Below are 15263 nucleotides of genomic sequence, written 5' to 3' on the forward strand. Positions count from 1 at the left end.
TTTAAAATTCACTTTTACCAGTGGATTTATTTAGTGTACCATTTTTTAAGGGGATTTTAAATAGCTATAAAAAATAATATGGTTTTAAAGCACTTTCATCTGCATTAATCTACTAAGTTGACGACATTGACCGAACTCAACTGTCTTTTTAATCATTGTAGATGCAATACCTGTTTCAAGCATTATTCTACCGAACCAAGCACCGAAGATAAAGTTAACTAAAACTCCTCCCCAACCTTCTGGTCCACCTTGGAATACTTTTTTCAAAGCATCAATAACACCTATACTAACAATACTTTTATTGGCTTCTATAAATTCTTGATTTGTAACCAATGCATTTCCGATAAGAGGAAGTACTGTCCATATTATAGCCATAATAAATATACCTGTCATAAGGTTTCCACCTTTAACAGCATACACAACTAATCCCATAAAAGAAATTAATAATAACAATCCAATAATAAATTCGATACTCATTTGTAATTTGTCTCCCTTAAATGTATAATCTATGCACTTTGTTAATTAAATAATTAACAAAGTATTTTAAAATTTTTAGCTCTCTCCAGTAGATACATATCTATATCCACCGGATATAAGAGCTAACTTAAATTAATATCTTTTTCTGTAATCTTCTAAGATTTCATCCATTACTTTAATAACGTGTGCAGCACTTTCTAAATCAGCCGGTGATTTTTCTTTTCCTATAAGTTCATTAACTATAGTTTGAATGTAAGGTTGTGCAACATGTTCTGGTTCTTTATAATCAATGATTTCCTCTTTTCCATCGATGATTACTTTAATTGGTCCATAGAATAATCCAGTAGTACTTATTCTACCCTTGTCTCCAACTATTAACATTTCTTCTTCATCATGATCTGCAACGTAGCACCAGATACCATTACCCATTACTCCGCTTTCAATTTTAAATATAGCAGTTACTGTGTCTTCTACATCGTAGTAACCACCATAATTTTCAGCTAACCCACTTACATTTTCTATTTTTCCAAAAAGATATTCAACTATATCAAGAACGTGAGCAACCATATCAACAAACTTTCCGCCGCCTGCTGCTTCTGTTTTTAATCTCCATGGTAAGTTATCTCTATCTAAATCTGCTTCTTCAACTTTCATGAATTGTCTTAAGTGAACAAAGTTTATCTTACCAAGCTTTCCACTATCAATTATTTCTTTAATCTTCATGTACTTAGCCATTCCTCTTCTGTAGAATGCCACATAGATTGGAAGCCCCACTTCTTCAGACTTCTTAATCATTTCTTCACAGTCTTCATAAGTTAATGCCATTGGCTTTTCTGTATAAGGAATCTTTCCTGCTTCTAAACATTGAATTGCATAATCTTTATGGAATTTTGGAGGTGTTGGAAGATATACTTCATTTATTTCTGGATCCGAAAGCATTTCTTCTACAGTTTTATATACAACTGGCACTCCATGTCTTTTAGCATAATCGCATGCTCTGTCATAATCTATATCAAATACTGCCTTTAGTTCTGAGTTCTCAGATTTATATAAACCAGGTCCACTCTTTTCTTCTGTTACGACACCGCATCCAACCATGCCCCATACAACTTTATCTAACTTTTTCATCTTTTGTTTCTCCTTTAGTTTAAATTATAGTGTAGATACTTTAACTTTTATAACTATCTTTCTTATTGTCATTGATTCATCTTTAATTATTGCTGGAATATGAACATCATGTGGATAGAATATAGCGTAAGAGCCTTCTTTCATTTCAAGATGAGTTTCTCTTGCCTTTTCATTATTCTTATAAAATATGATATCTCTAGTTTCTAGAAGTTCTTCATCTATTTCATTGTCTCCCATATCTGGATAACAACCTATGATTTCTTTTCCTTTAGCTAAAAATTGAACATCTATATAAGTTCTATGTACTTCTGGACGTAATTCAGCTCTTTCACCTGTTTGTACATCTAAAACTTGAAGGATCATATTATCTCCATCTAATTCATATTTCCCAGGTTCCTTATTAACTAAGTCATTTCCCTTAAGATATTGAATTGCTTTTTGAATTGCTTTTGGATAACTTGATATGTTTTCGTTTGCTTTTATGTTTCCAAATATCATACTATCACTCCTATATATTAATTCTTGTTAATCGACTTTATTGTTATTTTTTCTACAAACATAAGTAAAATTATTAACTCCTCTACTCACAATAATAATAATATAGATAAAAAGGGCCCTCTTCAATTCCTTTTAGGAATACATCTATTCCTAAAAAGAATTAATAGCCCGAAACATTGATATTTTCTGAACAATATTAAATAAATTAAAAATATTCTTCTAATTTATTTAATAAAACAATAGACAAAGTAAAAAAACACTAGTGTAAATTTAAATCTACACTAGTGTTTTTTATTAATTTCTAAGCTAATATTTCTTTAACCATAGGGTTAATTTTAGATCTGTCAAATTTTCCGTTAACCTTTGGCATAATTTCTTTCATTATTTTACCCATATCTTTAGCTGTATAATTTCCGTTATCTATAATTTCTTTTATCATAGCATTAACTTCATCATCAGTTAATTGTTTTGGCAAATAAGGAGTTAATACTTCTAAAGCAAATTTTCCTTCTTTAATTCTGTTTTCGTCATTTGCTTTTTCAGCGAAGTCTAAAGCTTCTTTAGTTTGCTTTATATTTTTTTCAACAATTCTTATAACTTCTTCATCTGGAATTTCTACTCTGTTGTTAACTTCATAAGCTTTAACTTCTGAATTAACCATTCTTAAAACATTAACTCTTTCTTTGTCTCTAGCTTTCATTGCAGCTATTTCATCTTTTTTTATTACTTCTTTTAACATATCTTGCAGGCGGATAGATATTACTATCTAGACCTTTTCACCTCTCTTATTTATTTTTACTAATATATAAAGATTATATCAAATAAGTAATAAATTATACAAATTTATATAACATATTTATTTATCGTCTATTCCATACCTACCTAAATCGTATATGTACTCATATTCAAATTCATCATTTATTAATAAGGCACCATATGCTCCTCCACATCTTCCTGCAATTAAAGAATTACACTTAGATAATAAATATATAGTTGTTAAATATTCAATTCCTCTAAGATATTTATCATTTTCTCTACTATTATGTATTTGAAATAACCACTTATCACCTGTATCCTTAAATCTCATTTGATTAGTATATAAAAGTTTATCTCCGAACTTTTCCTTAAATTTTTCAAGAACAGTACTATCTTCTGTAGCTAAATATACATAATTATAATTATTTTTATTTATAAAATTTTCTACCTTTTCTATCATTTCTTCCACAGGTGGTTGTATTCCATGACCATAAGGTTTTGCATTAGTATAATCTGTCCCTCTACATAACACTCCACAAACCTTATCTTTTCCTTTTAAAATTTTTTTATATTCTTCATCAATAATTTTAAGAGTCTTTTTATTTATTTTTTAGTATTCTCTACATATTTTTTTATAATACTCTCTTTTTTTCTTATCTTCTATATTCTTTGGAAGAAAATATAAATCACTAGAGAATTTTATATTTGGACTATTATAAACTTCTTCTAATGGAATATCTATAATATTCTCAAAATAGTATTCCCATGAATTTTCTATTCCTAATTTATCTACATCCAAATAATAATTAGGCAAATTCTTAAAATCAACAATAGGTAAATATCCTTCCTTTAATGCCTTATCAACATGTAACAATACATTTATATATTGCGCAAATAATCCTGCTGAGCAATAACTACTTTTTATAACATAAAAATATTTATCCTTATTAAGTTTTCCACATCCATCATATATTTCCTTTATAAACAAATCATCATAAGATACTACCTTTTCATCACATATATTTAAATCATTAATGATATATTGTTTTATTTCTGAAAAGTAATCAGGACTAGTTATAATTATATAATCAAAATCATATTTTTTTATATTTTTAGGAGGTATAAATAGCCTTTTTCGTTCTTTAGCTATCCCCTCTTTTTGTAAACTCGAATCACTATACCCTACTACTTCTAATCTACTTTCTATATCATCTATGGCTGACTCAAAATAACGTCCTAATCCATAAATTATAACCTTACTTCTTTTCATTTTAATTCTCCTCACTAAATATTAGTTACTTTTTCATTTGTAATATTTTTTAGTTCATACCTTTTTTATACTTAATAATTATTATTGATTATAGCATACTAAACATATTTTTCTGGAAAAATTTTTCTTTTAATCTTAGTGAATTTCTCTTAATTATAAAAATATGACCTCTTAACTATCATCCCTATAATATAATTATCTTTAAGCTCTCACCGTTATTAAATCATCAAAATTATAATATAGATTTTTGTATTATATTTTGCTGCTTACATGTTATTTATTTTTTATATTAAGCGTACAAAAAACGCCAGAACCTTAATTCTAGCGCTCTAATAAACAAATATAATTTTACATAATCTATATAAATGTCTTTAATACTGTAAGATTTCCTTTTACTAAATAGTGTCCTAGATAAGCAGGAATCAATATACTTTCACCCTTTAAAAGAGATGTTTTTTCTCCGTTATCTGTTTCTATTACTCCTTCTCCCTCTGTACATGTTAATATAAAGAACTCATCTTCATTGCTCTTACTTTCTATTTCATCTTCTATTACGTACTTTTCTATCGTGAAAAAATCTCCATTACATAGTGTACCTTTAGCATATCCACTACACTTTTCAAGAGTTTTATCACTTTCATTTTCAACCTTCAAATCAAAATTAATAACATCTAAAGCCTTATCAACATGAAGTTCTCTTCCTCTGTTATAATCATAAATTCTATAAGTAATATCACTATTTTGTTGAATTTCAGCTATGATTATACCTTCACATATAGCATGTACAAGACCACTATTAATTAAAAAGCAGTCTCCCTTTTTTACAGGAATCTTATTTAAATATTTTTCTGTTTCTCCATTTTCTATTGCTTTTTTAAATTTTTCTTTATCGCAGTCTTTGGTTCCAACTATTAACGAAGCTCCTTCCTTGGCATCAACTACATACCAAGCTTCTGTTTTTCCTAAAGAATTCTCTACCTTTTCTGCATATTCATTATCTGGATGAACTTGAACAGATAATTTATCTTTTGAATTAATAAGCTTAACTAAAAGAGGAAATCTCTTTCCTATAAGTTTATTACCCACTATTTTTTCTTTATGCTTCTCAATAATTTTCTCTAGAGTTTCTCCTTTAAATTCTCCATTTACAACTACGCTCATTCCGTTGTCATGACAGGCAACATCCCAGCTTTCTCCTATGTTTCCTTCTGGAAGGTTATCTCTAAAGCCCTCTAAATCTCTTCCTCCCCAAATCTTCTCATAGTATAAATTTTTAAATTTTATTGGATACATTCTTTGCCTCTCTTATCCCTTATTTAAAACCCATTATTTTGAGTAACTTCTTTTATCCATCTTCCTGACTTTTTAATTGTCTTTTTCTGAGTCTCTAAATCTAATGCTATGAAACCATATCTATTTTTATATGCATTAGTCCATGACCAGCAATCTATTGGAGTCCATGTATGATATCCAAAACAATTTGAACCTTCCTCAATTCCTTTATGAAGATATTCTAAATGTTCTCTTATAAAATCAATTCTATAATCATCTGCAATTACTCCATCACTATTTACATATCTTTCTTCTCCTTCTACTCCCATTCCGTTTTCAGATATATACCATGGAATATTGTTATAATTATCCCTAATATTTATTGCTATATCATATATGCTTTGTGGATAAATCTCCCATCCCCTATAAGGATTCATACGTCTCCCTGGCATTTCATAATTATCAGAATACTTGTCAGGCATCCATCCTCTACTCTCATCATATTTCTCTTCCTTTGCCTTTACTCTTCTTGGCTGATAGTAATTTACTCCAAGAAAATCTACTGTATTGTTCTTTATAATATTTAATTCTTCCTCTGTACTTTTCCATATAACATTATCTCTCTTTAAGACCTTAACTAAGTTTTCAGGGAACTCTCCCTTTATAGATGGATTTAAGAAGGATCTATTGGCAAAATCCTCTGCAAAGGCTGATGCTTTTAAATCTTCCTCTGAATTACTTCTAGGATATGCAGGTGTTAAATTTAACACTATTCCTATCTTTCCATCTTGTTTGCTTTCTCTATAAGCCTGAATTGCCTTAGCTGATGCTAAATTTAAGTTGTACATAACCTGTACTGCTTTCTTTCCATCAGATATATTTGGATAATGGAATTTATATAAATATTCTCCTTCAACAACTACCATTGGCTCATTGAAGGTTGTCCAATATTTAACCCTATCACCAAATAACTCAAAAGCTTTTTTAGCAAATTTAACATAAAGGTCTACTACCTTTTTAGATTCCCATCCTCCATATTTATCATATAACTCTACTGGCAAATCAAAATGATGAAGGTTAATAACTAACTTCAGGTCATTTTTTACACACTCATCGATTACTGCATTATAAAATCTAACACCATCTTCATCAGGCTCTGCAGTTTCAAAATCCTTTATAAGCCTTGTCCATTGAATTGATGTTCTAAATGAATTTAAGCCTATTTCTTTTATCATAGCTAAATCTTCTTTATAGCTATTATAAAAATTAGATGCCACATTAGGTCCTACCTCATTAAAGAAGGCTTTTGGCTCTATATCATACCAGTAGTCAAAAACACTCCTATGTAATTTATTAAATCTACCTTCTGATTGAGGTCCTGATGTTGCTGATCCCCACCAGAAATCCTTTGGAAACTTATACTTAATACTCATTGTAATATCCCCCTTATAATTACCACTTTTTATTATAATATCTATTTAAAATAATATAAACCATTTATTGTATAAAGTCAACAAAAGATATATCTTTTAAAACTCAATATAATAACTTTTATTTATGTATTTTGATTTCCTGCTCTATAAATGATATAGTATTATAAAAAAATCAAACGAGGTACGAACTGATGAAAATAAAAGTTCCTTATTACTACAAAGACTTTAAATGTATAGCTTCTGAGTGTCCTGACACATGTTGTGCTGGCTGGGAGATTGTTATTGACGAAGATACTTATGATAAATATAAAAAGGTGGACACAGACTTTGGAAACTCACTACATTCAGACATAATTAAATATGAAGATGGTGAGCCTGGTTTTAGATTAAAAAATAATAACTGTGCTTTCTTAAACAAAAATCTTTTATGCGATATATATTCTAATCTTGGAGAAGATTATCTATGTCATACATGTAAAACCTTCCCACGTATAATAGAGGAATACGGGAATTTAAGAGAAATAACTTTATCTTTAAGTTGCCCTGAGGCTGCTAGACTAATTTTAAAAGATAATAAAAAATTAGATTTTGAAGTTACTGAAAATGATGAATTTGTTACAAGCTATAATTCAATTTCTGCAGATCTTTATATTCAAATTTTAGGAGCAAGACAAGTAGCTTTTAATATAATTCAAAAAACAAATTTTAATTTAAACACTAGAATTTCTATTCTTCTTATGTTTGCTAAAGAAATTCAGGAAAATATAGATGAATGTGAAATTTCAAAGATTACTGAAATAAGGAAGAAATACTCTGATAAAACTTTCTTAGAGGATTTAGCTCTTTCACTAGATAAGTTTAAAGAAAATACTGAAAAGAAATACTCTCTTATTAATGAATATTTTAATGTATTTAATGGACTTGAGAAAATAAATGAAAACTGGAATAAAACCATTCACTATGCAATTGATATACTATTTAATAAGAATGATTCAAACTTTTATAAAAACTCAATTAATAGGTTTGATGACTACTATAAAAATAATCAATATGAATTTAAAAATTTATTTACTTACTTCATATTTAGATATTTCATGAAATCTTTATATGATGCTGACCTTCTATCTAAAATTAAGCTAAGTATATTAAGTTTAGTTGCAATTAAAGTTTTAGATGTTGTTAGATTTATAGACAACTCCTTTAACTTTACTTTAGCTGATGCTATTGATATAAGTCACATGTATTCTAAAGATATTGAACATTCTGAGGAAAATATAGAAAAGCTTTATACTATTTTTAATGAAGATGAAAATTTTAATGTTAATAACCTTCTTACTATTTTAAAGTGAACTACTCTCCACTTATAGAAGTGGGAGCTTCTTGGTCAATATTCCTAATGGAATAAGTTTACCCAAGCTAACCCCGTCGTTCCGACGGTTTGTACTGACGTACTTAGAAAAGCCATTTGATTTTTTCTTGGCGTGAAGCCACCCCATTTAGGGATTATCGATTGCTCAGTCATACTATCGTCAAGGCTTGTTTTTCGCTCTTATAGCATGGGCGAATGGTTGAATATTTTACGCTTAGAACCAATTTCTTTAAGCAACTCCATATATTCAGTTTAGAAAGAACAACACATTAGTTATATTATATCAAAAATATTAGAAATATAAACAAACAATTATTAGAGAATTCTCCAACCTACTTCGTTGAGGATGGAGAATTCTCTAATAATTAGTTAAAATATTCAAGGAGTCATAGCTTAAACTATGACTCCTTATTAGTTCTCTACATTTTAAATTGTTCTACATTTCCTTTCATATCTTCAGCTGTTTTTTCTAATTCTTTTGCAGCTAAAGATACTGTTTCTGAAAAACCTTTTATTTCATTAGATGAAGCTAATATTTCCTCAGCAGCTGCTGAAGTTTCTTCTGAAACAGCGGTAGTAGACTCTACTTTTTGTAATATTAATTCTTTTTCTTGCATAATTTCTTCTGTGCCTTTAGCTACTTGTCCAATTTGTGGGATAATCTCATCTATAGCATAAAAAATATTTTCAAAAGCACCAACTGCCTTTTCAACAGCTTCCTTTTGTTTATTAAAATCAATAGTAATTTCATCCGTAGTATTAACCATCAAAATATTGTCATTAGAAATTAATCTAATCAGTTCTGCTATATTATTAACCGAATTTTTACTTTGCTCTGAAAGTTCTCTTATCTCTTCAGCAACTACAGCAAACCCCTTTCCTGCATCACCTGCTCTTGCAGCTTCAATAGCTGCATTTAGCGCTAAAAGATTTGTTTGCTCTGCTACTGAATTGATCATTTCTGTTATTTGATTTATCTTATTTATATTTTCAGCTGAAATATCAATTTTATTTTTAAAATCATAAAAAGCTTCTGTAGTATGCTTTATAATAACTGAAAGAGTTTCAAATAATTCCTTGCTATCTTCTGTCAAGCTCTTAACTCCCTTAGAATTAGTAGCTATATTATAAATAGATTTATTAATAACATCAAGATTATTAGAAAACTTATCTAAAACTTCTGTTATATTAACCAAATCCTCTGATTGAGACATAGTACCTGCTGCAACTTCTTTAATTGCACTATCAACAGAAGATGATGACATATTCATATTTTCCGAACTATTTGTTAATTCTATTGAAGCTTTATGCATATCCTTCGAGCTCTCTACAACTGAATTTAAAGCATCCTTAACTGATTCTTTCATTTTTTTTACAGCTCTTATCATATCTCCAGTTTCATCTTTTATTTTCAAATCTTTTTCATCTATATGCTGTGAGAAATCTCCTTCTGCTATTGGTAAAATATACTTTGTTGCAGTTGTAACTCCTCTAACTATTCTGTTAGACACTATATATACAACTATTGAAGCTAAAGCTATTGAAAAAACTGCAATAATTACAGAAAATGTTTCTAAAGAAAGTACTTTTTCAAAAACCTCATTTTTATCTGCAACAACAGCTAAAGACCAGCTTGTTCCTTCTACTGGTACAAAAGACATATATTTTTTTATTCCATCTTCTTCATATTCGCCATTTCCTTCTTCTCCATTAATCATTTTTCTTTGTAAGTTCACCAAATCTTTGGTCTCTGGTTTTTCATTTTTAATATCATTATCTTCTTTTTCTACTAATTTACTATTATAATGAGCTATTTTAGTACCATCATTCCTTAACATAAACACTTTTCCAGTCTCACCAAAAGTTATATCATTAGATATAGAGCTAATATCATTTCCATCCTTAGTAGCTGAAAGAAAACCTACAATTTGTCCATCCACTTTTATAGGAGCCATATATACAACAACTAATATATGTTCAAAACTGCTAATTAACGGATCAGAAACAGCTACCTTTCCTTCCTTTGATTTTTTAAAGTAATCTCTATCTGATATATTTCCTGAATTTCCATTACTATAAACTACTTTTCCCTCTAAATCAGTAAAACCCATTTTTATGTATCCATACTTTTCTATTAAAGGTTTTAAAATTTCAAATTTTTCTTCTACAGATTTTCCTTGATCTTTTATATCCTCTCTTTCTGCTAATGCTTCAATTATATCTTTTTCATTTTTAACTCTACTATTAATAATCTTAGCTCCTTGCATAGCTATAACATTCATATTTGTATCAGTTACTTTTCTTAGAGCATTACTTGTAATTTTTATTGCTGTTAAACTTAATAAGCTAATTATTATAAAAACTAAAGCAATCATCGAAAACATAATTTTTCCTTTTATACTTTTCATATCCTCATCCTCACTATATTTTTATTATATTTTCGTACTTTTTTAGGATTTTTTTATACTTTTTATTATTTTTTTCTATTTTTTTGAAGCTATGCAAAGAAAAATAATGTTCCAAGTCTCTTGCATCATCATTTTTTGTATAAATCACACTTATGAAAATAGGAATATTACTAAAGTGATATAGGTACTGCTTTCTTTTTGTATCTTTAAAAATTTTTTTACTATAACTTTCATGTATTAATAAAGCAAAAAGGGCTATGTAATCTGAATGATTAAAAAATCATTCAGATTACATACCCTTTATTTACATAAAACAATATTATCTTAATATTCTTACTACACTTTCAGTAGTTCTTTCTAAGTTTGAAGATCCATTTTTTAATGCATCATCAAGGTTTTCTACACCTCTCATAATACAGTGAATTGAATTCATTCCTTCATCATAAAGATTTGAAGATTCAGGATCTACCTTACCTGCAAAAGCCATAACCGGAATATTATGTTTATTGCCCACCTTTAGTACACCCATAGGAGTCTTACCAAATATAGTTTGACCATCTATTGCACCTTCACCTGTAAATACATAATCACAATCCTTTACCTTATCTTCTAAGTTAGTATATTTAATTACTAAGTCTATACCACTTTTTAGTTCTGCATCTAAGAAGGCAAGTAATGCTCCACCAAGACCTCCTGCTGCTCCACTTCCTGCAGCATTAGCTATATCTATACCTAATACTTCGTTAACCTTTGATGCAAAATGTCTTAAATTATTATCTAAAACTTCTACCATTTCAGGAGTTGCACCCTTTTGAGGTCCAAATATATGTGATGCTCCATTTTCTCCTACTAAAGGATTAGTTACATCGCATGCAACTTCAATAGTTACATCTTTTAATAACTCATCTATATTTCCCTTTTCTATATATTCTACCTTTTCAAGAGAAGCTCCACCAAATGGAATTTCTTGCTTTTCACTATCAAGAAGTTTAACTCCTAAAGCTTGCAACATTCCTGCTCCTGCATCATTAGTTGCGCTTCCACCTATTCCTATTAGTATATGTTTAATTCCTCTATTAACGGCATCCTTAATAAGTTCTCCTGTTCCATAAGTTGTTGTTATATAAGGATTTCTTTCTTCTCTTTTTATAAGTTCAATTCCGCTTGCCTTAGCCATTTCAATGACTGCTGTATTACCATCTCCTAATATTCCATATCTAGCATTAATTCTTCTTCCTAAAGGATCTGTAACTTCAACTTCTACAAACTCTCCATCTGTAGCATTTACTAATGCATCTACAGTTCCTTCACCTCCATCTGCCATAGGTACTTTTATACATTCTGCATCTTCAAATACTTTTTTTATTCCTCTTTCCATTGCTAAACATGCTTCCATAGAAGTCATACTTTCTTTAAATGAATCAGGTGCTAATACAAATTTCATAAATCTCTACTCCTTTTACTACTTTATTATTCCAAATATTATTGTTGATACCACAGTCATTGTAAATCCAACAAGAGCTTCATATGGTATTAATTTTAATCTTTCGTTCATCTCCATATTTATACTTCCTCCTGTTGAATGGAAAAAGCTTCCGTGTGGTAGTTGATCTAAAACTGTACATCCAGCGTGGATCATTGCTGCTGTTGCAAGTGGAGAAACTCCTAAACCTACTATTGTTCCACCAAATACTGAACTTGCTACTGCTGCTCCTGAAGTTGTTGATGCTGTAGCTGCCGCCATAAGTATACCTGAAACTGGTGCTAAAGCAAAGCTTGGAAGTCCTAAAGTATTTATTCCACTAATTATAACATCTTTAAGAGTTGATGAAGAAATTATTCCTGCTATTGTTCCTGTTCCTATTAAAAGTATAGCAACTCCACCCATCTTGCTTAACCCAAATGCTGCATATTCATTTATCTTCTTGGCTTTACCCATAACTATTGCTCCAACAATTCCTCCAGCTGGAAGAGCTATTAAAGGATCTATACTTATGTTACATAATGGTCTTAGCATTAAAAGTACTATTGCAACTAAAGGTCCTACTACTGCTCCAAAGAAAGAAGGCATTTCTTCTGTTAATTCAGTAACTTCGCTTGCTTCAACCAAGCTACCTTTTTTAGTCATTCTCTTAGCTAAAATACATGTAACTATTACACCAAAGATTGCTGGAATTATTCCAGCTGCCATTACACTTGTTAATGATACATTTAAGTTTTCTGATATTGCAATAGTATTAGGGTTTGGAGACATTATGTTTCCTGCTTTTCCCCCACCTACCATGGCTAGTAATATTGCACTTTTAGTTATATTTGACTTCTTTGCAATTTCTAAAGCTATTGGTGCTACAGTTATTACTGAAACGTCTACGAAGACACCTACAGCTGTTAATACCATTGTTGATATAGTTAAAGCTACTAAAGCTCTTCTTTCACCTATTTTAGAAATTATAGTTTCTGCTATTTTAGTAGCAGCACCTGATTTTATTAACACTCCAGCTAATACTCCAGCTGTTAATATTCTAAGGATTGCAGTCATCATACCCTTAGAACCATTCATCATAAGAGTTACTGTTTCTGTAAGATTAGCCCCTCCAATAATTCCACCTAGCAATGCACCGATAATTAAAGCATATGCTGGTTGAATCTTTCTTATTATAAGAACAATTGAAATAGCTAGTGCACAAATTGCACCTAATGTACTTACTTGTATATCCATTAATATCTACTCCTTACTTTAAATTAAATCTCCTATTGTTGAGTATAGTATATATTTTTCATTAAACATTTACATCATGTTCATATACAATTTTAAATACGTTTTCATTGTGCATATGCACAAATTTTATCTCAACTCATCTACATTTACTCCTTTATTTTAACCATTAAATATAAATTTATTAGAATATACATATCTATATAAGAATTCAAATTTAAACCTGTTATTTTCTCTATACTATTTAATCTATAATTTAAAGTATTTCTATGTATGTGAAGTTCTTCAGATATTTTACTTTTCTCTCCATTAAGCTCAATATATTTCATTAATGTATCTAATAGTTCTTCCCCACCTTTATACTCTTCAATTTTTAACTTTATATTATTTAAAATCTTTTTATTTGCACTAGCTATACCATTACAAAAGAATTCTATATCCTTATAATAAATAACCCTCTTATCATTAAATATTTTTCTACCTATAAGTACTGATTGAATTGCTTGTCCGAATGATTCATTAATAATTTTGTAAAACCCACCAACACCTATTACTATATTGTATTTAGCAAGTCTTACTCCCATTCTTTCTATTCTATTAATATAGCCATCTTCATAATTAAGTATAACTGCAATCTTATCACTAGATATAGGTACAGTATACTCTCCAATAAAAAGCATGGATTTTACCCTTTTTTCAAATTTCTTAATCTCCTTGCTATACAATACAAGTGCTATTCTATCCTTTAATATATCTATATTCAATGATTTTCCTCTTAAAGCCATATCACCCTTATATCCATTTCTTGTATATATCCATTCATAAAGAAATTCTTCTTTAACTCTTTGCCTCATTAAAGCATCTCTTAAGGAATATTGCTCAGTAAGAAGTAACTCCGCAGTAACCTTTATAAGCTTAGTAAAATTACATACTTCCTCTGAATCTCCTGTAATCCCGATAACACCTACTATTTCATTTTTAAATAAAATAGGTATATTTGCTCCTTTTTTTACAAATTCATCTTCTTTGTAAATAATTACTTCTCCCTTTCTAGTAAGAGCTTCTGCTGCTCCATAATGAAGTGTTCCTATTCTATCTGTTTCGCCACTTCCTATAATTACAGCCTCATCATCCATTATATTAATGTTATAAGGCACTACTTCCATCATTTTATTAACTATCTTTTGTGCTATTGTTCTATCTAACATGTCTTACCTCTAATTCACATTAACGTTCTCAACAAATATATATAAATATTATTCTAATCATGAAAAAAACACTTCATTAAAAATGAAGTGTTGATTACCTTAAAATATAATTCCCAACATGCCGTCTACTTACATATTCAAAACCTGCCTCTCGCAGGTGGGTTCTGCGCAAATTACTCCTATTATCTTTCGCTGATGTAAAATCAAATTTCTAAAGTCCAATATTCATAATCATATTGCAAATCCCGAAAATATTATGTAGGTTGAATATAATAAGCTACGCGAACATCTCAGGTAATTTATAAATTTATTATATCATAAAATTCTACATATGCAATACATGTTTTCTTTCCTTTATATGGTTATATAGATCTTCTGTTGTTTTTTAAGGCTGTATTGTGAATAAAAGTGATAAAAATAGGCAAGTATCTAAACAAATGATACTCGGAAGTGATTGATTTGTATTCGGATAACTATTTTAAAATTTTAGAAAATATAAAACTTTTAAGTAATGCAGCTAAAAGGAAATTATTAATAGATATAAGTATTTTAATTAATGTTTCAAATAATAAAGAAACAACAGAATTAATTTGCCCTCATTGTAAAAATAAATACATAGTTAAAAATGGTAAGAATAAAGAAACTCAAAGGTATTTATGCAAGACTTGCAAAAAATCTTTTGTTAAAACTACTAACACTCCTATTTTCTCATCTAAAAAGAATTTAGA

14 protein-coding genes and 1 other RNA gene are annotated in these 15263 nt (G+C 29.1%); 2 read left to right on the plus strand and 13 right to left on the minus strand.

Annotation, left to right across the window (positions count from 1 at the left end; all coding sequences use genetic code 11):
* Positions 1 to 84: 84 nt before the first annotated feature.
* From BM384_RS09570 to BM384_RS09605, 8 genes are all read right to left on the minus strand, one after another.
* Complete coding sequence (locus tag BM384_RS09570; RefSeq protein ID WP_242946000.1) at positions 85 to 477, minus strand: hypothetical protein; 393 nt, start codon at positions 475 to 477, stop codon at positions 85 to 87.
* A gap of 132 nt (positions 478 to 609) precedes the next feature.
* Positions 610 to 1605 carry a Gfo/Idh/MocA family protein gene (locus tag BM384_RS09575; protein ID WP_090013185.1) on the minus strand — a complete coding sequence of 332 codons (996 nt, stop codon included), beginning with the start codon at positions 1603 to 1605 and terminating at the stop codon, positions 610 to 612.
* A 24-nt stretch (positions 1606 to 1629) separates the two neighbouring features.
* Positions 1630 to 2103, minus strand: a complete 474-nt coding sequence (locus BM384_RS09580; protein ID WP_090013187.1) for a NanQ anomerase/TabA/YiaL family protein — start codon at positions 2101 to 2103, stop codon at positions 1630 to 1632.
* A gap of 301 nt (positions 2104 to 2404) precedes the next feature.
* Positions 2405 to 2842, minus strand: a complete 438-nt coding sequence (locus BM384_RS09585; protein WP_090013188.1) for a GatB/YqeY domain-containing protein — start codon at positions 2840 to 2842, stop codon at positions 2405 to 2407.
* Positions 2843 to 2959: 117 nt separating this feature from the next.
* Entirely contained in the window at positions 2960 to 3466 is a 507-nt protein-coding gene (locus BM384_RS09590; RefSeq protein ID WP_278280909.1) for an O-fucosyltransferase family protein, read from the minus strand.
* Positions 3467 to 3469: 3 nt separating this feature from the next.
* On the minus strand, positions 3470 to 4129 hold the full coding sequence (locus BM384_RS09595) for a hypothetical protein (RefSeq protein WP_090013192.1): 660 nt from the start codon (positions 4127 to 4129) through the stop codon (positions 3470 to 3472).
* 357 nt (positions 4130 to 4486) lie between these two features.
* A complete protein-coding gene (locus tag BM384_RS09600; RefSeq protein WP_090013194.1) occupies positions 4487 to 5422 on the minus strand; it encodes a type I phosphomannose isomerase catalytic subunit in 936 nt (311 codons plus the stop codon).
* A gap of 23 nt (positions 5423 to 5445) precedes the next feature.
* Positions 5446 to 6834, minus strand: coding sequence for a glycoside hydrolase family 1 protein (locus tag BM384_RS09605; RefSeq protein WP_090013195.1), 1389 nt, complete (start codon positions 6832 to 6834; stop codon positions 5446 to 5448).
* A 191-nt stretch (positions 6835 to 7025) separates the two neighbouring features.
* Between BM384_RS09605 and fliB the strand changes: the two genes are divergently transcribed.
* Entirely contained in the window at positions 7026 to 8183 is a 1158-nt protein-coding gene (gene fliB / locus BM384_RS09610) for a flagellin lysine-N-methylase (RefSeq protein ID WP_090013197.1), read from the plus strand.
* 439 nt (positions 8184 to 8622) lie between these two features.
* Here fliB and BM384_RS09615 read toward each other — a convergent pair whose 3' ends face one another.
* The 5 genes from BM384_RS09615 to ssrS all read right to left on the minus strand — a co-directional run bounded on the left by BM384_RS09615 (position 8623) and on the right by ssrS (position 14835).
* Positions 8623 to 10611 carry a methyl-accepting chemotaxis protein gene (locus BM384_RS09615; RefSeq protein ID WP_090013199.1) on the minus strand — a complete coding sequence of 663 codons (1989 nt, stop codon included), beginning with the start codon at positions 10609 to 10611 and terminating at the stop codon, positions 8623 to 8625.
* 319 nt (positions 10612 to 10930) lie between these two features.
* Positions 10931 to 12055 (minus strand): glycerate kinase, encoded by a 1125-nt coding sequence (locus BM384_RS09620; RefSeq protein WP_090013200.1) that lies wholly within the window; start codon positions 12053 to 12055, stop codon positions 10931 to 10933.
* 18 nt (positions 12056 to 12073) lie between these two features.
* Entirely contained in the window at positions 12074 to 13330 is a 1257-nt protein-coding gene (locus BM384_RS09625) for a GntP family permease (RefSeq protein WP_090013202.1), read from the minus strand.
* A gap of 146 nt (positions 13331 to 13476) precedes the next feature.
* Positions 13477 to 14535, minus strand: coding sequence for a CdaR family transcriptional regulator (locus BM384_RS09630; RefSeq protein ID WP_090013203.1), 1059 nt, complete (start codon positions 14533 to 14535; stop codon positions 13477 to 13479).
* Positions 14536 to 14641: 106 nt separating this feature from the next.
* Positions 14642 to 14835: non-coding RNA, 6S RNA (gene ssrS, locus BM384_RS09635), on the minus strand.
* Between the two features lie 159 nt (positions 14836 to 14994).
* Here ssrS and BM384_RS18635 point away from each other — a divergent pair.
* Positions 14995 to 15263, plus strand: a 269-nt coding sequence (locus BM384_RS18635) for an IS1 family transposase (RefSeq protein WP_175537330.1), incomplete at its 3' end; no start/stop codon positions are given.

It is taken from the genome of Clostridium sp. DSM 8431, from assembly GCF_900116755.1.
GTDB lineage: Bacteria > Bacillota > Clostridia > Clostridiales > Clostridiaceae > Clostridium.

Bases quoted from the DNA above. Each gene is read 5' to 3' on its own strand.
- BM384_RS09570 (WP_242946000.1), bottom strand. From the start codon at position 477: ATGAGTATCGAATTTATTATTGGATTGTTATTATTAATTTCTTTTATG.
- BM384_RS09575 (WP_090013185.1), bottom strand. From the start codon at position 1,605: ATGAAAAAGTTAGATAAAGTTGTATGGGGCATGGTTGGATGCGGTGTC.
- BM384_RS09580 (WP_090013187.1), bottom strand. From the start codon at position 2,103: ATGATATTTGGAAACATAAAAGCAAACGAAAACATATCAAGTTATCCA.
- BM384_RS09585 (WP_090013188.1), bottom strand. From the start codon at position 2,842: ATGTTAAAAGAAGTAATAAAAAAAGATGAAATAGCTGCAATGAAAGCT.
- BM384_RS09595 (WP_090013192.1), bottom strand. From the start codon at position 4,129: ATGAAAAGAAGTAAGGTTATAATTTATGGATTAGGACGTTATTTTGAG.
- BM384_RS09600 (WP_090013194.1), bottom strand. From the start codon at position 5,422: ATGTATCCAATAAAATTTAAAAATTTATACTATGAGAAGATTTGGGGA.
- BM384_RS09605 (WP_090013195.1), bottom strand. From the start codon at position 6,834: ATGAGTATTAAGTATAAGTTTCCAAAGGATTTCTGGTGGGGATCAGCA.
- fliB (WP_090013197.1), top strand. From the start codon at position 7,026: ATGAAAATAAAAGTTCCTTATTACTACAAAGACTTTAAATGTATAGCT.
- BM384_RS09615 (WP_090013199.1), bottom strand. From the start codon at position 10,611: ATGAAAAGTATAAAAGGAAAAATTATGTTTTCGATGATTGCTTTAGTT.
- BM384_RS09620 (WP_090013200.1), bottom strand. From the start codon at position 12,055: ATGAAATTTGTATTAGCACCTGATTCATTTAAAGAAAGTATGACTTCT.
- BM384_RS09625 (WP_090013202.1), bottom strand. From the start codon at position 13,330: ATGGATATACAAGTAAGTACATTAGGTGCAATTTGTGCACTAGCTATT.
- BM384_RS09630 (WP_090013203.1), bottom strand. From the start codon at position 14,535: ATGTTAGATAGAACAATAGCACAAAAGATAGTTAATAAAATGATGGAA.